Consider the following 23,394-nt stretch of genomic DNA (forward strand, 5'->3'; position numbering starts at 1 on the left):
GCCGGTCGGACCAAGCTCCGTACGGCTAATTTGCGGGGCCGATTTGAGCCGGCCATGGTTAATTTTCAGGAAACGGAACCCTCCGGTCAGAGCGAGCGGGCGGCCTCCAATACCGCTTCGGCATGGCCGTCGACCTTCACATGGCGCCAGATCCGGGCGACTTTTCCACTGGAATCGACTAGAACCGTGGTGCGAATAATTCCCATGAAGGTCCTGCCATACATGGATTTTTCGCCCCAGGCGCCGTACGCCTCGAGCATCTGATGGGCCGGGTCCGAGACCAGCGGCACGGACAGCTGGTGTTTGTTTCGAAATGACTCCTGCGCCTTAACCGTATCGGCGGAAATGCCGACCACCTCGGCACCTGCAGCCGCGAACTCATTCTTGAGCCGGGTGAAGTCGATCGCCTCCCTTGTGCAGCCCGGGGTGTCGGCGCGGGGATAGAAGAACAGCACCAGCTTCTTGCCGGCAAAATCCCTCAGTGAAACGCTGCCTCCGCCGTCGCGCGGCAGGTCGAATCCAGGCGCTGTGGCGCCTTCGGCGAGTGTGACGGCGGACGGCTTGGTCACGGTTGCGGCCGGCGCAGGCTTTAACGGTTTCGATGCGGCCTTGTGCGAGGCTTTGCCTTGAACACCCGCTGCGGTCTTTGTCGTGGTCTTGGCCTTCGCCTTTGTTGCTTTCTTGGCCACGGCCTTCTTCGCAACCGTTGTGCGGGTTTTCGTCGCGGACTTCCCAGTGCTTGCGCTTGCGGCGCGCGCAACCCTTGTTGCGACCCGCTTTCCGGTTGTGTTGGAGGATTTCTTGCGCGTTTTCTTGGACATACGCCTTCCTTTCGTCGCTTTCCGAAGCTCAACCATTGGGGTATTGCGGTCTCATTCGCCGCGGCCGGATTCGCATCGGCCGCTGGGCAAGTTTGATGGCCACGGAGTATGGTGACAAGGAATTCGACGCGTTACCCGTCCGCTTGCTGAATTGGCTTTCGATTGGTTGGTTTGGTCCGTTCCGGGGCCATCGGCGAGTAACATGATTAGGCGAGGATAGGCGGCGATGCCGGCAAGGGAGCGCTCGATAACAGTCGACGGGCGCCCCGATGGCGGCGATCAGCTTCGCCGTCAGCACCGAGAGGCAATGGCAAGGAACACGTCGCCGCAGGGTCCAAATCCACGCGCCGGAACTGACTTCTCGCAATGGGAAGACGACGCCGCGTGGGACGAGCAGGATGAGGCGACGGGCAACCGTGCGCGGCAATTGCTGGCGCGTTCCAACACCAACCTGCATCGTTTCACCGACTTCTGCTCCGGCATGCAGCGCTGGCTGCACGGCGAGCGCTGGATCCGTCGCATCGGGCTGGTGCTCGTGGTGCTGGTCGTGATGTTCGCGACCTGCTTCGGCGCATTGTGGTGGCGGCTCGGCGCCGGTCCGATCAATCTCGATTTGGCGACGCCATGGCTGGCCGCGGCGATCGAGGAGAATATCGGCCACGGCAACACGGTCGAGGTCGGCGGAACGCAGATCGAGCGTGCCGGCCGCGTCAGGATCGCGGTGCGCATCCGTGACATCATCGTCCGCGACCGCGACCACGCGGTCGTTGCCAGCGCGCCGAAAGCCGAAGTGCGCTTGTCGGGAACGGCATTGCTGATGGGCCAGTTGCGGGCGGAGAGCCTCAATCTGGTCGATGCGGAACTGTCGGTGCGCATCACCCCCGACGGCAATGTCACTGTGTCCGCCGGCGACACCGCAAAACCGCTCGCCACCGGCGTTGCATCCAAGCGGGAGGCGGGGCTGCCGCCGACATTCCCGCGGCCGACGACCGCTGCGCCGCCGCCACCGGTTGCCTTGCCTCCGGTTGCCTCCGGGCCCTCGGCGGCTGCACCCGACTCGGCCCAGAGCGGGCTGCTCGCCGGCCTCGACTGGCTCGACAGCCTCAGCATGACCGGCCTCGACGGTCAGAACCTCAACGAGATCGGCCTGAAGAACGGCAATCTCGTCGTCGACGACCAGCAGCGCGGCAACAAATGGAGCTTTGAGAATATCAGCCTGAGCCTGCGACGCCCGAGCGGCGGCGGGGTTGCGCTCAGCTTCGGCGAGGACGGCGCAAAGCCCTGGTCGGTCCGTGTCCTGGTTGGACCGCAGCAGAACGGCGTGCGCTCGGTCGACATCAAGGCCGACAAGGTCTCCACGCGCAACATCCTGCTCGCGATGCGGACCAAGGATCTCACCTACACCGCCGACCTGCCGCTGTCGGGCGAGATGAAGGGCGAACTCGGCCGCGACGGCCTGCCGACCTATTTCCGCGGCAAGATCAATGTCGGCGCCGGCAACATCATCGACACCGACACGCCCGACTACCCGATGCCGGTCGATTCGGCCGAGATGAGCGTCGAGTGGGATTCGGGGCGCCGCGTGCTGCTGGCGCCGATCAAGATCGTCTCGGGGGCCAACCGCATCACGCTGCTCGGCCATCTCGAGCCGCCGAACGACAACGTCACCGACTGGCAGGCTGGCCTGTCCGGCGGCACCATCGTGCTCGCTGGCGCCGACAAGGACGAACCGCCGCTGATCTTCAATCGCATCAACATCGGTTTCCGGTTCGATACCGAGAAGAAGCGGGTGCTGCTGACCCAGGCCGATATCAGCAATGGCGAAATCGGCGTCGCCGGCACCGGCAGCATCGACTATTCGGGCGAGCCGCGGCTGCAGCTCGGCTTCGCCGGCACGCCGATGTCGGCCTCCGCGCTGAAGCGGATGTGGCCGATCATCATCGTGCCCGAGGTGCGCGAATGGGTGCTCGAGCGGATCGACCGCGGCACGCTCCAGCGCATCGATGTCGGCGTCAATTCGCCGGTACACAATCTGTCGCGCAAGGGTCCGCCGATCCCGGATGACGGCCTCTCGGTCAACATCGTCGCGTCGGGTGTCACGGTGCGTCCAGTGGACAAGATGCCTGCGGTGCATGATGCGGATCTGAAGGCCAGGGTCACCGGCCGCACGGCGACCGTGACCATCAACCAAGGCATCGCCGACACGCCGGCCGGCCGCAAGATCACGCTGTCGGATTTCACCTTCGAGGTGCCCGACATGGCGCCGAAACCGTCGCCGTCGAAGGTCAAGTTCCGGGTCGACTGTCCGGTGCCGGCCGCCGCCGAGATCCTCGCATCCGACCGGCTCAGCGATCTCTCCGGTCCACCGATCGATCCCAACGCCAGCAAGGGCAACGTCACGGCCACGATCAATCTCGGCATGCCGGTGACGGGCGGACTGACTAAGGCCGACACGCAATATTCGGTCACCGCCGACATCTCCGGCGTTGCCGTCGACAAGCTGGTCATGAACCAGAAGCTCGAGGCCAACACGCTCAAGGTGATTGCGAGCAATGCCGGCTTCCAGGTCAAGGGCGACGTCAAGATCAACGGGCAGGCGGCCTCGCTCGACTACCGCAAGCCGGCCGACGGCGATGCCGACGTCAAGCTGCAGGCAACGCTGGATGACGCGAGCCGCGCGCGGCTCGGGCTTGATCTCGGCCCCGCAGTGTCGGGCGCGATCCCGATCAAGCTGAGCGGCAAGATCGGCAGCGGCGACAATCCCACCACCAAGATGGGCGTCGAGGCCGACCTGACCCAGCTCAAGCTCGACAACGTCCTACCCGGATGGGTCAAGGCGCAGGGCAGGGGCGGCAAGGCGACCTTCAACGTGGTGCCGAAGGGTCAGTCGACGCGGTTCGAGGATATCTCGATCGAAGGCAGCGGCGTCTCGATCAAGGGCGCGCTCGAGGTCGACCAGAACGGCGACCTCATGAATGCGAACTTCCCGACCTATGCGCCGTCGGACGGCGACAAGACATCGCTGCGGGCCGATCGCGGTCCCGACGGCGTGATCAAGGTGACGATGCGCGGCGACGTGTTCGATGGCCGCGGCTTCCTGAAATCGGCGATCTCCGGCCGCGACAGCGATCCGAAGAGCAAGACCAAGACCACCGATTTCGATGTCGATCTGAAACTCGGCGCGGTGGCCGGGTTCAACGGCGAAGCGCTGCGCGGCGTCGACGCCAAGATTTCGCGCCGCAACGGGTTCTTCAAGGCGTTCACGCTGAGCGGCCGGGTCGGCCGCGACACCCCCGTCAGCGTCGATATGCGCGGCCGCCAGCAGGGACGCGAGGTGATCTACCTGCAAACCGGCGACGCCGGCGCGTTCCTGCGCTTCATCGACACGTACTCGAAGGTGGTGGGCGGCCAGCTCACGCTGGCGATGGAGCCGCCGATCCCCGAGCCGAGCCCGAGGGAAGGACTCATCAACATCACCGGCTTCTCGGTGAAGGGCGAAACCCAGCTCGACCGCGCCGTCGCCGGCGGGCCGGTCAGCACCCAGAACGGCATCGGGTTCGACGCGCTGCGCGCCGAGTTCACGCGCCAGAGCGGCCAGCTTTCGATCCGCAACGGCGTGGTCAAGGGACCGAGCATCGGCGCGACGATCGAAGGCAGCATCGACTATGTCGGCAACCAGGTGCGGATGAACGGCACCTTCATCCCGATGTACGGGTTGAACAATATGTTCGGCCAGATCCCGTTCTTCGGAATTTTCCTCGGCGCCGGCAGCAATGAAGGCCTGATCGGCGTGACCTACGAAGTGGTCGGCACGCCCAGCCAGCCGGTGCTGCGCGTCAACCCGATCTCGGCACTGGCGCCCGGCCTGACGCGCAAGATCTTCGAGTTCAAGCAGTACGGGCCGAACGACCTGCCGACGACGAACAATTAGAGCACGCGCTCGTCAACGTCCGCTGCAGGTGGAGATCGCGCGCTCGCCGTCGTCGTCGTTTTCGACCCGAAGCGGATTTGGCTTCAGTCGCTTCGCATCTTTCGTTTCGAACGATTTGCCATTGAGACTGCACCTTCGTGAACACGTCGCCGGTGCGAGCAGCTGGCTTCCGGCGAAATTACATTCTGGCGGCGCACCGCCGTGTTCGAGTTGAACGGTGCAGTCCAAATGAGCCGCCGTAGACCACGTGCACGTCGTGTCTGTCGATCTCTCGGAATCCTGTGCGCATTCACGGGAGCGTCTTCGAGCGAAGTGGAGGCCCGATGCGCGTGAAGAAACCGCGTCAAGACAAGAATCTAAAGCTTCGGTTTTGATTCAGTCAGAACCGAGAGTGCTCTGGAGCCAGCTCGCAGGTCCTGGCTGCCGCTCCGCGGACGGAGCCGAGCTCGTGGCGAATCCAATTGATTTGTATCAACTGCGTTGCATGCCGGCCCGTCGTAACCTTTTATCGAGGTGACAGGATGCTGCGACGGTCGTCCAATATACCAACGGAGATATTCCGGACAGTCATTGCTATTGCGGAGGCAGGCTCTATGTCGAAAGCGGCTGAGCTGTTGCACCTCAGTCAGCCCGCAATCAGCTCGCAAATAAAGCGCCTTCAACGATACATAGGCGGCGAGTTGTTCGTCCGTACTGCAAATGGCACCAGTCTAACCGAGCTGGGAAAGCTGGTGCTTCAACAGGCACGTCGGGTCATCGACGCAAATGATCAGGTTCTCAGACTTGGTGGATCCGAGCGCCCGTCGGTTTGCAGGCTGGGTATCAGCCAGTTGTTTGCCGAACCGCTCTTTGAAAGGTTCGGCAAGGCAGGTCTTTCCGACGTCTTCGTGATTGGGGAGCATTCGAGCGAAATTCGGCGCGGCCTTGTTGAGCGGTTTGTCGATGTTGGTTGTCTCTTTATGCACGATGCAGACGGACACGAACTCGAGAACCTGATTGTCGACGAATTCAGGTTTGAAACCAGTTGGGTCAAGGCTCGGGACTTTGTCGCGCGACCAGGTGCTCCGATTCCCATCATTACGCTCCCCGAAGACAATTGGATCATCGAACCGCTGGAGCGGATGAAAGTTGCGTACCAAGTCGTGCTTCGGAGCTCCGATTCCGCAGTACGTGCCAGTGCAATCAGAGCCGGGCTGGGCGTATCCGCCATGCCATCAGCATTCGTTCCGTCGGGCCTTGTCGTCTCCAAGGACTCTTATCTGCCTGTCCTGGCGGCTCGCCGAGCTGTCGTATGCATTCGTGAGGGCTGGACCGCGACACACGTGCAGCACCTGGCAGCCGGGCTTTCCGAATTGTTGGAGGACCTCGCAGGGGCAAAGATTGGTGCCATCTCAGACGGTACAATTGACGTTCGGTAACCCGCCGGGCTTCCTGTCGTCCCCCGCCTGCCAATATGCACTTGACCATGGTCGACAGGCTGTTGCTGCAGCGCCAGCGCCCCGGCCCCGAAGGGCCGGGATTTGCACGGGTGCTAGTAGCAGGGTGGATAGGGATAGTAACCGCAGCGATAAGCGCGCGATGCGCCATAGGCAGCGGCTCCGACTGCAGCAGCTCCGACGCCGACGGCAACCCCCCGGCGTACTGCTGCACCACGGTAAACGCCACCCCGGTAAACGCCACCGCGGTAAGCACCACCGTGGTAGACGCCACCGCGGTGGACGCCAGCGCGACCAACCCCGCCGCGATATGCGGAGGCCTCAGTTGAAATGGTCGCAATGCATCCGATGCCAATGATGATGGATGCTGCGACCGAAATAATACTTCGACGTGACATTATTGATCTCCTTCAGTTTACCATGAGAGCGTCTGGCGGCCGTTTGAGGCAAAAGGAACACGGCCCGCCAAAGACTTTGTGTGACGGGTTGCCGTGCTCAACGAGGCCTGGACGGGGTGATCGGGGCCCCTAACACAATCGCCGAATGGCTCCCGCTTGTGCCGTTCGGCAAATGCTCATTGAAATGCTAGGCCTCTGTTTTTGGAGCATATTGATTCAGAACAAGCGCTCCCACTAACGAACACCATTCACGCTTCGAGTATGATCAGCCTTCTCGGTCAATGTTCCCGCGCGAGGACGATCGGGAGCTAGCTTCCGGTAAGAGAAAGCCGTCAGCCTTGGGGAAGCTGACGGCTCCAGGGTGGGGATGCGTAGGGGGTCTACGCATTGTCTGTTTAGACCCTTGGCGGCCGCTTCTGTTGACGGAGATCAAACTCGTAACCAATGAAAAACGTTGGTGAAGCTGTGTGCCAAACGTCCGCCTCGGGCACAAAAGCAGAGATGGTGCATTAGGCGGCAATGTCAGCAATGGGCCGACGCCCTATCAGTCGCTACGCCTCTGGCGGCTTCAAAGTCCAGACGTTTGTTCTCGCGTGCCCGTGTGGCGCCCAGCGCTCCCGCGAGATCGATAGGTGCTATTTCGGCTTGGATGGCTCCTGAATTGACTTCAGATAGCTGACGACCTCCTCAGCATCCTCCTTGTTGAAGCGGAAGGTCGGCATGGAGGGATGAATGCTGCTATAGCCGTCCTGCAGTCGTTGCAAGAAGTCGCTGTCGTAGAGTTTGGTTTCACTAAAGCTGCGAAAGGGTGGCGCCAGCCTGTTCGGGCTCGCGCCGGTCCTGCCAATGGCATGACAGCCGGCGCATAGCTTTTGCAACATGTCTTTGCCCCTCCGTTGCTCCTCAGCTTGAGCGTGGGCGAAGGCGTTCCACAAGAGACCTATTGTCAGTATCAGCAAGAAACGCTTCATCGCAGTCTTTCCGCCGTCTTGTCGCATCATCCTGTCATCCCAGCATCGCGAGGTTCTCAGCGAGGCTCCCGCTGCGGCCGCGAGAGAAGATCTAGGCATAGTTTGCCAGACGCGCCGAGTCACTCCGGAGAATTCCCTAAGCTCTTTTCTCTCATTCTTCTTGAGAAGAGCTGCCCGCTTCTGTTTTTCCTCAGCCAGCTCACGCTCGATGACGCGGCGCTTTTCTGCGTCCTTCTCCCGTCTCGAGCAACTTTTGAGGTGCTCGATATTGGCCCTTGCGATCCAGTCAGCCATCCAATCTTCCGACCGCGAACAACGCAAGTCCCCTACTGGGGGCGACGCCCCCTTGGATGACGGCAAGGAGGCCCCGTTGCAGGTCTCGAGCCAGGGTCCCGGCCTCACGGGCGGACGCCCCTTGCCATCGGCGGTCGACCACTTTGGTGCTTTTTGCATGCGCCTACATTGGCTTTTGGCCGCCTAAACTGGCGGCTTCTCCATATCTTGCCAAGCTTGGGTTTGCAGCAGTCAGCGCCGCAGCGCCGGTACCACCAGGAACGGAATCGGGCCGAGCACGACATTGACGAGCGCGAAGGCGATCAGCGGATTGTAGCTGCGGGTCCAGTCATGGATCAGGCCGCCGCCGCAGGAGCCAAGGCCAGAGCCCAGAGCGCTGCCGATGATGGCGCGGTAAGTCGTGCCGATGCGCCGACGTGAGAGGCTGCAGTGGACGTGCGGTCGATTGTCGCACGCCCGTAACAGTCCGCCCGCAGATTGCGCGCGCCGGCCGCCGCCATGGCGGGCGGCTAGGCGACCCTCACTTTCTGAAAAATCTTACATTGGGAGAAAAGCAATGATCGCCAAAGGATTGCGCCCGCCTGTGGGGCTTCCGCTGTCTCGGCCGGTTTTTGCGTTGACGCTGCTCGCCTCCACGGCGCTGGGCAGCAGTCTTGCGCACGCCGACGGCGACGACGTTCATTTCCGGCCGGGTCATCTGTTGTTGAGCCGTGCGGTGTTCGTCAACAACGCCGTCACCATCACGCCCGGCGTCACACAATTGCCGCCGAACTGCGTGTCGCCAAATTGCGTGACCGCCACGGCGGACGGCACCTATCCAACGGTGTTCAACAACGACGGTGTCGACGGCTCGTTCGGCCTGACTGCCAAGATCTTGCTCGACGAACTGCGTCTCGACGGCAGACATGTGCAGTCGCTCGAGGTGCCGAACAGTGCTCAGCGCGGTGTGTCCCAAAGCAAGGACCAGATGGTCACCAGCTTCTCGTCAAAATCGGAGCTGGCGCTCAATCTGTCGCTCGATCACCGCAGCGTGACCTTCATGGGCTATCTCGCTCCGATCGGCACCATCGACGTGTCGAACTCTAACACCCCTGACGTCATCGATCCGACCAATCCGGTGCCCGGCACCTATTATCGACTGGTCGCTGAAGTCGACGAGAACGGTCGCTTCCACTTCACCAAGGTGAACGGCTATAGCGGCAACAACGGCCGCGCTGCGATCTTCAACGATCGGCATGGTGCCGGTGTGTTCTACACCGCCGGCAATGCGGGCAATGGCGGCAATCCGCAGCCCGCGGGCGTCATCACGGGCGCCGGCTTGCAGATCGCGCGAGAGGCCGATGCGCCGCTCGCCCGGCAGGCGGACCCGGGCGGACCTTTCCCGCTCGGCAGCTTCAACATCACCGAACTCGGCCAGAAGGCTGACAAGATCGGCAAGGACACCAATTTCCGCGGTCTGACCGTGTTCAACAACGTAATCTACACGACCAAGGGCAGCGGCGGGAACGGAATCAACACCGTCTACTTCATCGACACCACCGGCAACGCCGCCAACGGCAGTCCGAAGGCGTGCCCGAACGGCGTCGGCCTGCCGGCTCCGTCTGCGTCGCTGCCGACGACGCAGATCTTCTACGACGGCTCGAAGTTGGCGGGGCAGGGCGTCACGCCCTACAACATGTGCGTGCTGAGCGGTTTCCCGACTGCGCTCAAGAGCACGAGTTCGTTCCCGTTCGGTATCTGGTTCGCCGACGCGAACACGCTCTACGTCGCCGACGAAGGCAACGGCACCGCGACATTCGACCCGACATCGAACAGCTATACCGCTGCCAAGGTGCAGACGTCAGCCGGATTGCAGAAGTGGGTGTTCGACAGTACTGCCGGGGCGTGGAAGCAGGTCTACACCTTGCAGGCGGGACTTGACCTCGGTGTGCCCTACACGGTGCAGGGCTATCCAACCGGCAACAATACCGCGACCGGCAAGCCATGGTCGCCGGCGACCGACGGCCTGCGCAACATCACCGGCCGCGTCAATCGCGACGGCAGCGTGTCGATCTGGGCGATCACCTCCACGGTGAGCGGCAGCGGCGACCAGGGTGCCGATCCGAACAAGCTGGTGATGATCACGGACAAGCTTTCCGCGGCCACGCTGCCGGCCGGCGAGCGTTTTGTCACGCTGCGCACCGCGAACGCCGGTGAGGCGCTGCGTGGCGTGTCGTTCACGCCGGGCACCGGCGATGGCCGGGAAGAGGCCCATGACCGCGGCTCCTGCGGCCGCGACCATCGCGGCGACGATTGCAGCGACACCGACTGAACGAGAGACGTCGCAGCCTTCGGCCTCTCCCCATCTGCCCGTGGGGAGAGGCTGTTGACTGGCATCTACGGTCCAAGGGGTCGTCGACCTAGCGCCGCAGCGCCGGCACCACCAGGAATGGGATCAGGCCGAGCACCACGTTGACAAGCGCAAAGGCGATCAGCGGATTGTAGGTGGGTCCAGTCATGGATCAGGCCGCCGCCCCAGGATCCGAGCGCCGAGCCGAGGCCGCTGCCGATCACGATCGTCCCGTAGATCGTGCCGACGCGCTCGCCGCGGAAGATTTTCAGCGCGGTCGCGGTGATCAGCGGGCCGCGCGAGCCGATCATGCTGCCGAAGCAGATCACAAAGCCGGTCAGCAGCCAGTAGTTCGGATACCACTGCAACAGCCAGAGCAGGATGATGCCGAGGATCGAAGCGCCGTAGCTGAACAGCACGCTGGGGCGGCGGCCGATGATGCCGTCGAGCGTGGACACGCCGAGCATGCCGACGAACAGCGCGACGCCGGAGAAGCCCCAGGCGGTCGCGGCGTGCAGCGGCGGGAAGCCGACATCGATCAGGTAGGCGACGATCTGCGCCGTCAGCGCATACATCGCGACCGCGGTGAAGAAGAAGGTGGAGAACAGCGCCCAGAAGGCGTGGTGGCGCATCGCGGCCAGCAGCGTCCAGCCTTCTTCGGCGAGGCCGGCTTGCGCCTTCCTGACGATGTGCGGCGATCCGCCGGCGAGCAGCCGCCACGGCAGGAACACGAGCGGGACAAGCAGGCCAAGCGCACTGATGCCGAACACCTGATAGGCCTCGCGCCAGCCGATCCGGTCGATCAGCACCTGCGACAGCGGCAGCAGCATGAGGAGACCGGCGCCGGTCGCCGAATACATCACGGCCATCGCGGTCGGCAGCCGCGGCCCGAACCAACGGCCAAGCAGGATCGAGTTCGAGACGTTGCCGATCAGCGCGGTGCCGAAGCCGACGCAGAGGCCGACGCTGAGCTGGAATTGCCAGAGCTGCTCGGCGCGTGAGGCGATCAGGAACGCGCAGCCGAGCAGCGACAGGCCCAGCGCATAGACCACGCGCGGACCCGAGCGGTCGAACAGCCGTCCAACCAGGGGCGCGGCGAGGCCGCTGGCGAGCCAGGTCAGCGAATAGACCGACACGACGGAGGCGCGGTCCCAGCCGAAATTTTCCGAGATCGGTTTGAGGAAGACCGTGAAGCTGTCGCTGAGACCGCGCCCGAGCACCGACAGCACGAAGCAGAGCGCGAGCACGTTCAGCGCGACGCGCGACTGCTGCGCCGGCGTTGCAAGCGTGTCGTTCGGGGGCGTGGTCTGATCCATCGAAAAGAAGGGAGCGCGCTTTCGGCACCCCCTGCAACCGACAAATACGAATGCGCCTATGCAGGCTTCAGCAGGACGTGGCGCTTCTTGCCGAGCGACAGCTTGACCACGCCTTCCGGCGTCAGATTGGCCGGCGTCAGCAGCATCCTTTCATCGGTGACGGCAACATCGTTGACGCGCAGGCCGCCGCCCTTGATCTGCCGCCGCGCTTCGCCGTTGGACGCGACGAGCTCGGCCTTGACGAAGGCGGCAAGCACGCCGACGCCGGCCTCGAACTCGCCACGCGGAATTTCCACCGTCGGCAAGGTCTCGGCCAGCGCGCCTTCCTCGAAGGTGCGGCGCGCGGTCTCGGCGGCCTCATTGGCCGCGTCGCGGCCGTGGAGCAGGGCGGTTGCCTCGGTCGCCAGCACCTTCTTGGCCTCGTTGATCTCGCTGCCACCGAGCGCTGCGAGCTTGCCGATCTCGCTCATCGGCAGGATCGTGAACAGCTTGATGAACTTGACGACGTCGGCGTCCTCGACGTTGCGCCAGTACTGCCAGAAATCGTACGGCGAGAACTGGTCGGCGTTGAGCCACACCGCGCCCTTGGCGGTCTTGCCCATCTTGTCGCCGGAGGCGGTGGTCAGCAGCGGTGTGGTCAGCGCGAACAGTTGCGGCGAGCCCATGCGGCGGCCGAGATCGACGCCGTTGACGATGTTGCCCCACTGGTCGGAGCCGCCCATCTGCAGCCGGCAGCCGGCGCGGCGCGACAGCTCGACGAAGTCGTAGGCCTGGCAGACCATGTAGTTGAATTCGATGAAGCTCATCTCCTGCTCGCGCTCGAGCCGGAGCCGCACCGAATCCATCGTGAGCATGCGGTTGACCGAGAAGTGCCGGCCGATGTCGCGCAACATCTCGATCCAGTTCAATTTGGTCAGCCACTCGGCGTTGTCGAGCATGATGGCGTCGGAAGTCCCATTGCCATAGCGCAGCACCTTGGCGAACACGCCGCGGATCGAGGTCTTGTTGGCTTCGATCTCCGCGACCGTGCGCATCGCGCGCGTCTCGTCCTTGCCCGAGGGGTCGCCGACCATCGTGGTGCCGCCGCCCATCAATGTTATCGGCTTGTTGCCACTCTGTTGCAGCCAGTACAGCATCATCATGGTGAGGAAGTTGCCGATGTGCAGCGACGGCGCGGTGCAGTCATAGCCGACATAGGCGGTCGCCTCGCCCTTCGCGGCAAGTGCGTCGAGGCCCTCGAAATCGGAGCACTGGTGGACGAAGCCGCGTTCCTGTAGAGTGTTCAGGAAATCCGATTTAAATGCAGTCATTTGTCGGCGAGCCAGATCATTCTTGTTTTACGGTTTTTGCATCTATTTGCGGAACCTTGATGCTTGAGGCTGCCGCAGGCGGACGCGCAGTGGCATTATAGGATGTACTTGTTTGAGACAAGCCGGGGGTTCCCGGCTGGGGCGCTTCCACAATGATGTTAACGGCACTCGGTCTGATGAGCGGGACCTCGCTCGACGGGGTCGACGTGGCATTGATCGAGACGGACGGCCGCCAGATCAAGGCCTTCGGGCCTACGGGGTATCGGCCCTATACCGACAGCGAGCGCAGCCTGCTGCGCCAGGCGCTGACCGAGGCGGTTCATCTGACACGGCGCGACGCCCGGCCGGGGATCTTGCGGCAGGCCGAGCAGGCCGTCACGTCAGCCCATGCCGAGGCGGTTGCCAGCTTCACGGCGCAGACACGGATCTCCGCCCAGGATATCGACATCGTCGGGTTCCATGGCCAGACCGTGCTGCATCGCCCTGAGCGGAAGCTGACGGTCCAGATCGGCGATGCGCTGGCGCTCGCCAAAGCGATCCACATTCCGGTGATGCATGATTTCCGCGCCGCCGACGTCGAGGCCGGCGGGCAGGGCGCGCCGCTCGTGCCGGTCTACCACCGTGCGCTGGCGCAATCGCTGAACCGCGAGGGGCCGACCGTCGTGGTCAATATCGGCGGCGTCTCCAACATCACCTATATCGACGGCAACGATACGCTGATCGCCTGCGACACCGGGCCCGGCAACGCGCTGCTCGACGATTTCATGTTCCGCCAGATGCATCAGCCGTTCGACACCGCCGGGAAGTTCGCCGCGCTGGGCAAGCCGGACGAAGCCTGGATCGCACAGGCGCTCAAGCTGCCGTTCTTCTCGGTTCCGCCGCCGAAATCGCTCGACCGCAACGACTTTGCCGGCCTGAAGCTCGGCGCCGTGGCGCCGGCCGATGGCGCCGCGACGTTGACCGCGTTCACGGCGGCCGCGATCGCCCGCGTCGTGCCGCTGCTGCCGAAGCGGCCAAAGAGCTGGATCATCTGTGGCGGCGGCGCCTCCAACCTCACCATGCTGCGGATGCTGCGCGAGCGCCTGGCGCCGGCGCACGTCGAGCCCGCCGAGGCACTCGGCTGGGCGGCGGATGCGATCGAGGCGCAGGCCTTCGGGTTCCTCGCCGCGCGCGGGATGAGGGGGCTGCCGCTGAGCTATCCCGCCACCACGGGGGTGCCGATCCCGATGACCGGGGGCATCATCGCGCGACCGTGATTTAGATGCAAATGCATCTACCTTGACAGTTCCATGCCGCAGCATTTAATTCGATGCAGTTGCATTGAACGCGAGGTTCGTCATGGCCGCCCTGAAGCTGATCAGCCACAAGCTCTGTCCTTATGTGCAACGCGCGGTGATCGCGCTGCATGAGAAGGGCGTGCCGTTCGAGCGGATCGACATCGATCTCGCCAACAAGCCGGACTGGTTCCTGAAGATCTCGCCGCTCGGCAAGGTGCCGGTGCTGGTCGTGACCGGTGACGACGGCAAGGAGGTCGCGCTGTTCGAGAGCAACGTGATCTGCGAGTACATTGAGGAGACGCAATCCGGCGCGAAGCTGCATCCCGAGAACGCGCTGACGCGCGCCGAGCATCGCGCCTGGATGGAATTCGGCTCGGCCATTCTCGGCGACCTCTGGGGGCTCGAGACTGCGACCGATGCCGCGACCTTCGAGAGCAAGCGGCAGGCGGTCGCCGCGAAGTTCGCGCGCGTCGAGGCTGCGCTCGGCGCGGGGCCGTTCTTCGCGGGCGAGAGATTCAGTCTGGTGGATGCGGTGTTCGCGCCGATTTTTCGCTACTTCGATCTGTTCGACCAGCTGACCGATCTGGCTGTTTTCACCCACACGCCAAAACTTCGCGCCTGGCGCAGCGCGCTGGCACAGCGGTCGAGCGTGCGCAGCGCCGTTTCGCCCGATTATCCCGCGCTGCTGCACGCGTTCCTGGTCGGCCACCGCGCGCACATGCTGAAGCTTGCCGCGTAAGCCATGTCGCACTCCATTGCCTGGATCGCGCTCGTCATCGCCGGTCTTCTCGACGTCGGCTGGGCCATTTCGATGAAATATGCCGAAGGATATACGCGGCTCGGCTGGACGCTGGTCTCGCTGGCGCTGCTCGCCGCGTTCGTGTTCCTGCTCGGGCGCGCGTTGCAGGTGCTCGGCGTCGGCATCGCCTATACGGTATGGACCGGGATCGGCGCGGTCGGCACGCTGACCATGGGCGTGCTGCTGTTCAACGAGGCGCTGAACCCGATGAAGGTGGCGGGGATCGCCTTCGTGCTCATCGGCATCGCGGCGCTGAAGCTGGCGCCGGAGTAGACGTAGCCTGGATGGGCGGGGCGATGTCCGGGCCTGTGTCCGCTGCGGCCCCGCATGTCGCCCCGCTGACGCGGTTCCTACGGACCGCTCTGCTTGGTGTAGCAGTAGCCGACGTCTGAATCGAAGCACAGGTCGATACGCCCCAACCAGGAGCGCTCGACCTCACTGACCCAGCCCGCTTTCATCGGCCGCTGCAAGCGGATCTCTTCGCTAATCCGATACGATCGCGTGGTGACGAACTTGGTAAAATCGACCGTCGTCCACTTATACCACTTCGACTCCAGTTGGCTGACCGTCCAAGTGGATGTTTGCTCTTCGACCTTTTGCCCGTTCGCGACGACTGTGTGTGTGAAAGTGTGATCGGGCTTCAAAATGAGGGTTGTGGTCTCTCCGCCATAGTTAGCACGGTAGGTGCCAACCAGGCTGGATTCTGGAACAGCGTCCGAGCAGCCAGACAGCAGGGTGCTTGCTGCCAGTAGGAAAGGGAGTCTCGTTACTTTCGGCCACACACGGATGCATCCCGTCAGGAACATGGCGTGTGGCCGATGGATTTGCTTGGCGATCGATTCATCGATCGCTCGCCTCAACGCACGTTGGCGAGGCGCATGTCCAGATAGCCGGTCACCGTCTCCATCAGCGGCTCGAGCTTGCCGTCGAAGAAATGGTTGGCACCGGGGATGACCTGCTGGTCGATCACGATGCCCTTCTGCGTCTTCAGCTTCTCGACCAGCGTGTTGACGTCCTTGGGCGGCACCACGGCATCCTTGTCGCCGTGCACGATCAGGCCCGACGACGGGCAGGGCGCGAGGAACGAAAAGTCGTAGAGATTGGCGGGCGGCGCGATCGAGATGAAGCCCTCGACCTCGGGCCGGCGCATCAGAAGCTGCATGCCGATCCACGCGCCGAACGAGAAGCCCGCAACCCAGCAGGCGCGCGCCTCCGGATTGATCGCCTGCGCCCAATCGAGCGCGCTCGCGGCATCGGACAATTCGCCGGTGCCGTGATCGAACGAGCCCTGGCTGCGGCCGACGCCACGGAAGTTGAAGCGCAGCACCGAGAAGCCGCGATGCGCGAACGCGTAGTAGCACTGGTAGACGATCTGGTGGTTCATCGTGCCGTGGAACTGCGGATGCGGATGCAGGATCATCGCAATCGGCGCGTTCTTCTGCTTGGCCGGATGGTAGCGGCCCTCGAGACGGCCAGCAGGGCCGGTGAAAATGACTTCAGGCATTGTGTTCCCTTGATTGACGCGTTCCCTTGATTGACGTCGATCAATCAACCGGTTGGAGCCATCTTCGGCGACGGGCGCGGACAGAGCAGCTCATGATGAAATCGGCGCAGCACCGCCGGGCGGCACGCTGGAGGGCCTTCTAGCATGACGCAAGGGGCAAAAATCAAGGAAATTGTGCGGCTTGGCGGTGGCTAATCCGCTCCGTGACGCACGCGTAGCCGGCGCGTCGGCGGCGATCCGGATCAATACGCCGAATTGCTCGTTGGCTACCTGAAGTTTTGGTTTGTCATGTTGCTATCGCGCGCGGCGCGCAGGCGGATGTCTTGCCTGGCAACACGATGGGACTCCCGGCGAGCGTGAAAAATCGCCCGCGCCGCTGACTCTGATCTGGTCTCGCTGCCCGACTGTCGTTATGTCGCAGTGGAAGGCGGCAACCATGGTGGTTGCCGCGGACAAGCTCGATGGCCGATCGCGTCTATCTCGACTGGAATGCCACCACGCCGCTTCGCCAGGAGGCGAAGGCGGCGATGGCTGCGGCATGGGAATTGAGCGGCAACCCGTCCTCGGTGCACAGCGAGGGACGCCGCGCGCGCCGGCTGGTCGAGGAGGCCCGCAATGCGGTGGCGAATGCGGTCGGCGGCCGGCCGCAGGACGTCGTGTTTCTCTCCGGCGGGACCGAAGCCAATGCGCTCGCATTGACGCCGGGTTTGCGCCGCGGCGCGGGCGCGCCGGTCAGCCGGCTGTTGGCGTCCGCGATCGAGCATGCATCCGTCCTCGCGGGCGGGCGGTTTGCGCGTGAGGCCACCTTCGCGATCAATGTCACGCGCACAGGCGTGATCGATCTCGATCATCTGCGTGCGTTGCTGGCCGACGGTGCGACCGCATTGGTCTCGGTGATGCTGGCGAACAACGAGACCGGCGCCATCCAGCCGGTGGCTGACGTCGCCGAGATCGTCCACGCGGCCGGTGGCCTGCTGCATGTCGATGCGATCCAGGCGTTTGGGAAGATCGCGTTCGATCTGTCGTCAACGCAGGCCGATCTGGTGACGCTGTCGGCGCACAAGATCGGTGGGCCGAAGGGCGCGGGCGCGCTGGTGCTTGCCGAAGGCGTTGAAGGACTGGAGGGGTTCCTGCGCGGCGGCGGGCAGGAGCTCGGGCGACGAGCAGGGACCGAGAACGTCGCGGGGATCGCAGGCTTTGGCGCAGCAACGAAGGCCGCGATGGCGGCGCTGAAGGCCGATGCCGCCCGCGTCAGGGGGCTGCGCGACCGGCTCGAGCATGGGCTGCGGCAGACGCCGGACGTGGTGGTGTTCTCCGATGCCGTGAAACGGTTGCCGAATACCGTTTTGTTCACCGCGCCGGGCATGAAGGCCGAAACCGCGGTCATCGGGTTCGACCTGGCGGGGGTAGCGGTGTCTTCCGGTTCCGCCTGCTCGTCGGGCAAGGTCCAGCCGTCCCACGTCCTGGCAGCAATGGGATACCGTCCAGAGGTGTCCCAGGGAGCGGTGCGGCTCAGTCTTGGCTGGTCTACCACGGAGACAGACGTGGATTTGACCCTCAAGGCTTGGCGAAAGCTCGCCGATACCTTAGTTAAGGGAGAGCGACGAAACACAGCTTGAACAGTTCTAAGCGGGTGATTTCGTCTTCAAAGCATCGTAAGAGACTTCGGAACTTGAGATCCACCGCGGTCCTTGAAACCGCGAGCGGAGGATTGAATGCCTGCTGTACAAGAGACGGTCGAGCGCGTCCGGCGCATCGACGTCGACCAATATCGTTATGGATTTGAGACGCTGATCGAGTCTGACAAGGCCCCGAAGGGCCTGTCGGAAGACACCGTCCGATTCATCTCCGCAAAGAAGAACGAGCCGGCCTGGATGCTGGAATGGCGTCTGGAGGCGTATCGCCGCTGGCTAACCATGACCGAGCCGACCTGGGCGCGCGTCAACTATCCGAAGATCGATTATCAGGATCTCTACTACTACTCGGCGCCGAAGCCGAAGAAGACGCTGTCCTCGATCGACGAGATCGATCCGGAAATCCTCAAGACCTATGAGAAGCTCGGCATCCCGCTCCGCGAGGTCGCCATTCTCGAGGGCGTCGAGCCGCCGCCCGGCGGCCCGCCGTCGGCCAATCGCAAGATCGCGGTCGATGCCGTGTTCGATTCGGTGTCGGTCGCGACCACCTTCCAGAAGGAGCTGAAGGCGGCCGGCGTGATCTTCATGCCGATCTCGGAGGCGATCCGCGAGCATCCCGAACTGGTGCGGAAATATCTCGGCACCGTGGTGCCGACCTCGGACAATTACTTCGCGACGCTGAATTCGGCGGTGTTCTCCGATGGCTCGTTCGTCTACGTGCCGCCGGGCGTGCGCTGCCCGATGGAGCTGTCGACCTATTTCCGCATCAACGAGCGCAACACCGGCCAGTTCGAGCGCACGCTGATCATCGCCGACAAGGGCTCCTACGTCTCCTATCTCGAAGGCTGCACCGCGCCGCAGCGCGACGAGAACCAGCTGCACGCCGCTGTGGTCGAGCTCGTCACGCTCGATGACGCCGAGATCAAGTATTCGACGGTGCAGAACTGGTACCCCGGCAATTCGGAAGGCAAGGGCGGCATCTACAATTTCGTCACCAAGCGTGGCGACTGCCGCGGCCGCAATTCCAAGATCTCCTGGACCCAGGTCGAGACCGGTTCGGCGATCACCTGGAAGTACCCGAGCTGCATCCTGCGCGGTGACAATTCGAGCGGCGAGTTCTATTCGATCGCGATCTCGAACGGTTTCCAGCAGGTCGATAGCGGCACCAAGATGATCCACCTCGGCAAGAACACGTCGAGCCGGATCATCTCCAAGGGCATCGCCGCCGGCAAGTCGCAGAACACCTATCGCGGCCTCGTCAGCGCGCACCGCAAAGCCACCGGCGCGCGCAACTACACCGCCTGCGACTCGCTCCTGATCGGCGACAAATGCGGTGCGCACACCGTGCCCTATGTCGAGGCCAAGAATTCCTCGGCGACGTTCGAGCACGAAGCGACGACGTCGAAGATTTCCGAGGACGTGCTGTTCTACTGCATCCAGCGCGGGCTCTCGCAGGAGGAAGCCGTCGGCCTCGTCGTCAACGGTTTCGTGAAGGACGTGCTGCAGCAACTGCCGATGGAGTTCGCGGTGGAAGCGCAGAAGCTGATCTCGATCAGCCTTGAAGGTTCGGTTGGCTAATCCATCCCGCTAACGGCGCGGCCGACGCGCCTGGCGGATGATGCTCAGGAAAAATCAGATGTCTCTGCTGGAAGTGAAAGATCTGCAGGTTCGTGTCGAGGAGCGCGAGATCCTCCACGGGCTGTCGCTCACGGTGAACCCGGGCGAGGTGCACGCGATCATGGGGCCGAACGGCTCCGGCAAATCGACGCTCTCCCACGTCATCGCCGGCAAGCCCGGCTATGAAGTCACCGGCGGCCAAATCCTGTTCAAGGGCGAGGACCTGCTGGAGATGGCGCCCAATGAGCGCGCCGCCAAGGGCGTGTTCCTGGCGTTCCAGTATCCGGTCGAGATCCCCGGCGTGACCACCTGGAATTTCCTGCACGCGGCGCTCAACGCCCAGCGCAAGGCGCGCGACGAGGATGAGATCTCGTCGCCGGCCTTCCTCAAGAAGGTCCGCGAGGTGGCGAAGTCGCTGAACATCCCGCAGGACATGCTGAAGCGCGGCGTCAATGTCGGCTTCTCCGGCGGCGAGAAGAAGCGCAACGAGATTCTGCAGATGGCGCTGTTCGAGCCGGCCGTCTGCATCCTCGACGAAATGGATTCCGGCCTTGATATCGACGCGTTGCGGATCGCCGCCGACGGCGTCAATGCGCTGCGCTCGCCGGAGCGCGCGATGGTCGTCATCACCCACTATCAGCGGCTGCTTAACTACATCGTGCCCGATGTCGTGCACGTGATGTCGAAGGGCCGGGTGGTGAAGAGCGGCGGCAAGGAACTGGCGCTGGAGCTGGAAGAGTCCGGTTACGCGCAGTTCGAAGACGCTGCCTGACAGATGCGGGTTTTCAGATGAACGTTGTTGCAAAGACCGAGACCGGGCGCGCGCTGGGCGATGCATTCGCCGTCGCGCGCGACCGTCTGCCGGGCAAGGGCAAGATCGCCGATCAGCGCCGCGAGGCGTTCGAGGCCTATGAACGATCAGGCCTGCCGCATCGCCGGATCGAGGATTGGAAGTACACCGACCTGCGTGCGCTGATGCGCGAGGTGCTGCCGCTGGCCCCTGCGCCGGATGCGGCGGCGCTGGAGCGTGCCGCTGATGCGGTCAAGCTGCGGGCGATCGACGGCGTGCGCCGCCTGGTGCTGGTCGATGGCGCGTTCGCGCCCGACCTCTCCGACCTCGGTAATCTCGATAAGGGTCTCGGGATCCGCCCGCTGCGCGAGGTGCTCGACGCCGGCGAGGACGCGCTTTCCGCGCAGGCCTTTGCGTCAGACACGTCCAATCCGATGATTGCGCTGAACGGCGCGATGGCGACCGATGGCGTCGTCATCGACGTCGCCAATGGGACGGTGCTGTCCCGGCCGCTGCACATCGTCCACGTCGCCTCTGGCGCGACGCCGGCTGCGATGTTCACGCGCTCGCTGCTGCGGCTCGGCCGCGATACCGGCGTGACGCTGGTGGAGAGCTATCTCGCCGGCGAGGGCGCCAAGGCCTATCAGACCCATGATGGGCTGATTGTCGCGATCGGCGACAATGCGCGGCTCGATCACGTGCGTCTGGTCGAAGACAGCGTCGATGCCTTCAACATTTCCTCGGCGACCGTGACGCTCGGCGCGCAGGCCCATTTCAACACGTTTGGTCTGACCTCGGGCGGTCATGTCAGCCGCTATCAGCTGACGGTCACCTGCGCCGGCGAAGGCTCGAAGGTCGAGACCAACGGCGTCAATCTGATCAACGGCAAGCAGCACGCCGACACCACGTTGTTCATCGATCACGCGGTGCCGCACTGCGCGAGCCGCGAGATCTTCCGTGCCGTCGTCGACGACCGCGCCCATTCCGTGTTCCAGGGCCGCATCATCGTCCGTCCGGACGCCCAGAAGACGGACGCCAAGATGATGACCCGCGCGCTGCTGCTGTCCGACGACGCGGAAGCCGACAACAAGCCCGAGCTCGAAATCTTCGCCGACGACGTCACCTGCGGTCATGGTGCGACCACCGGCGCGCTCGACGAGAGCCTGCTGTTCTACATGCGCGCCCGCGGACTGCCGGAGAAGGAAGCGCAGGCGCTTCTGATCCAGGCCTTCGTCGGCGAAGCGATCGAGAGCATCGCCAGCGACGCGTTGCGCGAGGTCGCAATTGCCACCGCGCAGCGCTGGCTTCAGGCGAGGGCGTGAGCATGCACAAGGCGGTCGCCAACGGTTCTTACGACGTCGCCCTGGTGCGGCAGGATTTTCCGGCGCTCGCCATGCAGATCTACGGCAAGCCGCTGGTCTATCTCGACAACGCGGCTTCGGCGCAGAAGCCGAATGCGGTGCTCGACCGCATGACCGAGGCCTACAAGAGCGAATACGCCAACGTGCACCGCGGCCTGCATTACCTCGCCAATGCCGCGACGGAGGCCTATGAGGGCGCTCGCGGCAAGGTCGCGCAGTTCATCAACGCCCGCCGCAACGAAGAGATCGTCTTCACCCGCAACGTCACCGAGGCGATCAACCTGGTAGCATCTTCGTGGGGCGGGGTGAATATCAAGGAGGGCGACGAGATCGTCCTCTCGATCATGGAGCACCACTCCAACATCGTGCCGTGGCACTTCCTCAGGGAACGCCATGGTGCCGTGATCAAGTGGGCACCGGTCGACGACGAGGGCAATTTCCTGATCGAGGAGTTCGAGAAGCTCCTGAGCCCGCGCACCAAGATCGTCGCGATCACCCAGATGTCGAACGCGCTCGGCACCCTGGTTCCGGTCAAGGAGGTGGTCCGGCTCGCGCACGCCCGCGGCATTCCGGTGCTGGTCGACGGCGCTCAGGGCGCGGTGCATCTGCCGGTCGATGTCCAGGACCTCGATTGCGATTTCTACGCCTTCACCGGCCACAAGGTGTACGGGCCGACCGGCATCGGCGCGCTCTACGCCAAGCACGAGCATCTGGTGGCGATGCGGCCGTTCAACGGCGGCGGCGAGATGATCCGTGAAGTGGCCAAGGATTGGGTCACCTATGGCGATCCGCCGCACAAGTTTGAGGCCGGGACACCGCCGATCGTCGAAGCGATCGGGCTGGGTGCTGCGATCGACTACGTCAATTCGATCGGCAAGGAGCGCATTGCTGCGCATGAGCATGAGCTGCTGACTTACGCGCAGGACCGTTTGCGCGAGATCAACTCGCTGCGCCTGATCGGAACCGCCCGCAACAAGGGCCCGGTGATCTCCTTCGAGATGAAGCGGGCGCATCCCCACGATGTCGCGACCGTGATCGACCGGCAGGGCATCGCGGTGCGTGCCGGCACCCATTGCGTGATGCCGCTTTTAGAGCGGTTCAACGTCACGGCCACCTGCCGCGCATCCTTCGGGATGTATAATACAAAGGAAGAAGTCGACCATCTGGCGCAAGCGCTGATCAAGGCGCGGGAATTGTTCGCATGACCGATACAGCCGAAGTCAAGACGGCCACCATGGAAACCACCTCGGCACTGCCGGCGGAGGAGACCGAGCGCATGAGCGGCGAGATCGTCGCGGCGCTGAAGACGGTGTTCGACCCGGAAATCCCGGCCGACATCTACGAACTCGGCCTGATCTACAAGGTCGACCTCAAGGACGATCGCTCGGTCGACATCCTGATGACGCTGACCACCCCGAACTGCCCGGCCGCCGGCGAGTTGCCGCAGATGGTGGAGAACGCGGTTGCCAGCGTTCCCGGCGTCGGCGTCGTCAACGTCAATCTGGTGTGGGATCCGGCCTGGACGCCGGACCGGATGTCGGACGAGGCGCGCCTCGTCCTCAATATGTGGTGATGCGTTAGGGGATTGAACCTAAGCTCGAGATTG

General features: G+C 63.6%; 17 protein-coding genes and 2 pseudogenes. 12 read left to right on the forward strand and 7 right to left on the reverse strand.

The window, feature by feature from the left end:
- Positions 1-86 precede the first annotated feature (86 nt).
- The gene (locus HAP47_RS19055; RefSeq protein WP_173643346.1) at positions 87-821 is read right to left on the reverse strand and encodes a peroxiredoxin; all 735 of its coding nucleotides are present in this window, start codon (positions 819-821) and stop codon (positions 87-89) included.
- Positions 822-1,047: 226 nt separating this feature from the next.
- Between HAP47_RS19055 and HAP47_RS19060 the strand changes: the two genes are divergently transcribed.
- The gene (locus HAP47_RS19060; RefSeq protein ID WP_173643347.1) at positions 1,048-4,752 is read left to right on the forward strand and encodes a YhdP family protein; all 3,705 of its coding nucleotides are present in this window, start codon (positions 1,048-1,050) and stop codon (positions 4,750-4,752) included.
- Between the two features lie 593 nt (positions 4,753-5,345).
- Complete coding sequence (locus tag HAP47_RS19065) at positions 5,346-6,170, forward strand: LysR family transcriptional regulator (RefSeq protein WP_173643348.1); 825 nt, start codon at positions 5,346-5,348, stop codon at positions 6,168-6,170.
- A gap of 1,051 nt (positions 6,171-7,221) precedes the next feature.
- Here the strand turns inward: HAP47_RS19065 and HAP47_RS19070 are convergent.
- Complete coding sequence (locus HAP47_RS19070; protein WP_371821818.1) at positions 7,222-7,557, reverse strand: c-type cytochrome; 336 nt, start codon at positions 7,555-7,557, stop codon at positions 7,222-7,224.
- Between the two features lie 525 nt (positions 7,558-8,082).
- Positions 8,083-8,265: pseudogene (locus tag HAP47_RS19075) on the reverse strand (MFS transporter); the annotation flags it as partial.
- Between the two features lie 142 nt (positions 8,266-8,407).
- On the opposite strand from HAP47_RS19075, the gene HAP47_RS19080 reads away from it, so the two are divergent.
- A complete protein-coding gene (locus tag HAP47_RS19080; RefSeq protein ID WP_173643349.1) occupies positions 8,408-10,162 on the forward strand; it encodes a hypothetical protein in 1,755 nt (584 codons plus the stop codon).
- 88 nt (positions 10,163-10,250) lie between these two features.
- On the opposite strand, the pseudogene HAP47_RS19085 reads toward HAP47_RS19080, so the two are convergent.
- Both HAP47_RS19085 and tyrS read right to left on the reverse strand, forming a co-directional pair.
- Positions 10,251-11,496, reverse strand: a pseudogene (locus HAP47_RS19085) (MFS transporter).
- 56 nt (positions 11,497-11,552) lie between these two features.
- Complete coding sequence (tyrS, locus tag HAP47_RS19090; protein WP_173643350.1) at positions 11,553-12,806, reverse strand: tyrosine--tRNA ligase; 1,254 nt, start codon at positions 12,804-12,806, stop codon at positions 11,553-11,555.
- A gap of 152 nt (positions 12,807-12,958) precedes the next feature.
- Between tyrS and HAP47_RS19095 the strand changes: the two genes are divergently transcribed.
- The 3 genes from HAP47_RS19095 (at position 12,959) to HAP47_RS19105 (ending at position 15,155) form a co-directional block, all read left to right on the forward strand.
- Positions 12,959-14,062: an anhydro-N-acetylmuramic acid kinase gene (locus HAP47_RS19095; RefSeq protein WP_173643351.1), complete on the forward strand. Its 1,104-nt coding sequence runs from the start codon at positions 12,959-12,961 to the stop codon at positions 14,060-14,062.
- 82 nt (positions 14,063-14,144) lie between these two features.
- Entirely contained in the window at positions 14,145-14,822 is a 678-nt protein-coding gene (locus tag HAP47_RS19100; RefSeq protein ID WP_173643352.1) for a glutathione S-transferase family protein, read from the forward strand.
- A gap of 3 nt (positions 14,823-14,825) precedes the next feature.
- Positions 14,826-15,155, forward strand: a complete 330-nt coding sequence (locus HAP47_RS19105) for a DMT family transporter (RefSeq protein WP_173643353.1) — start codon at positions 14,826-14,828, stop codon at positions 15,153-15,155.
- 77 nt (positions 15,156-15,232) lie between these two features.
- On the opposite strand, the gene HAP47_RS19110 is transcribed toward HAP47_RS19105, so the two are convergent.
- Entirely contained in the window at positions 15,233-15,688 is a 456-nt protein-coding gene (locus tag HAP47_RS19110; protein ID WP_173643354.1) for a hypothetical protein, read from the reverse strand.
- Between the two features lie 50 nt (positions 15,689-15,738).
- Positions 15,739-16,386 carry an alpha/beta hydrolase gene (locus HAP47_RS19115; RefSeq protein ID WP_016843213.1) on the reverse strand — a complete coding sequence of 216 codons (648 nt, stop codon included), beginning with the start codon at positions 16,384-16,386 and terminating at the stop codon, positions 15,739-15,741.
- A 461-nt stretch (positions 16,387-16,847) separates the two neighbouring features.
- Here HAP47_RS19115 and HAP47_RS19120 point away from each other — a divergent pair, with 461 nt between their 5' ends.
- From HAP47_RS19120 to HAP47_RS19145, 6 genes are all read left to right on the forward strand, one after another.
- Positions 16,848-18,005, forward strand: coding sequence for a cysteine desulfurase family protein (locus HAP47_RS19120; RefSeq protein WP_173643355.1), 1,158 nt, complete (start codon positions 16,848-16,850; stop codon positions 18,003-18,005).
- Between the two features lie 96 nt (positions 18,006-18,101).
- The gene (gene sufB, locus HAP47_RS19125; RefSeq protein ID WP_173643356.1) at positions 18,102-19,598 is read left to right on the forward strand and encodes a Fe-S cluster assembly protein SufB; all 1,497 of its coding nucleotides are present in this window, start codon (positions 18,102-18,104) and stop codon (positions 19,596-19,598) included.
- 58 nt (positions 19,599-19,656) lie between these two features.
- The gene (gene sufC / locus HAP47_RS19130) at positions 19,657-20,409 is read left to right on the forward strand and encodes a Fe-S cluster assembly ATPase SufC (RefSeq protein ID WP_173643357.1); all 753 of its coding nucleotides are present in this window, start codon (positions 19,657-19,659) and stop codon (positions 20,407-20,409) included.
- Between the two features lie 17 nt (positions 20,410-20,426).
- Positions 20,427-21,749, forward strand: a complete 1,323-nt coding sequence (sufD, locus tag HAP47_RS19135) for a Fe-S cluster assembly protein SufD (protein WP_173643358.1) — start codon at positions 20,427-20,429, stop codon at positions 21,747-21,749.
- Positions 21,746-22,993: a cysteine desulfurase gene (locus tag HAP47_RS19140; protein ID WP_173643359.1), complete on the forward strand. Its 1,248-nt coding sequence runs from the start codon at positions 21,746-21,748 to the stop codon at positions 22,991-22,993. Before sufD ends, HAP47_RS19140 begins: the two co-directional genes overlap by 4 nt.
- Complete coding sequence (locus HAP47_RS19145) at positions 22,990-23,361, forward strand: SUF system Fe-S cluster assembly protein (protein ID WP_028342143.1); 372 nt, start codon at positions 22,990-22,992, stop codon at positions 23,359-23,361. The genes HAP47_RS19140 and HAP47_RS19145 overlap by 4 nt, the downstream gene beginning before the upstream one ends.
- Positions 23,362-23,394 lie beyond the last annotated feature (33 nt).

Origin of the sequence: Bradyrhizobium sp. 41S5, assembly GCF_011516665.3 — a bacterium.
GTDB lineage: Bacteria > Pseudomonadota > Alphaproteobacteria > Rhizobiales > Xanthobacteraceae > Bradyrhizobium > Bradyrhizobium quebecense.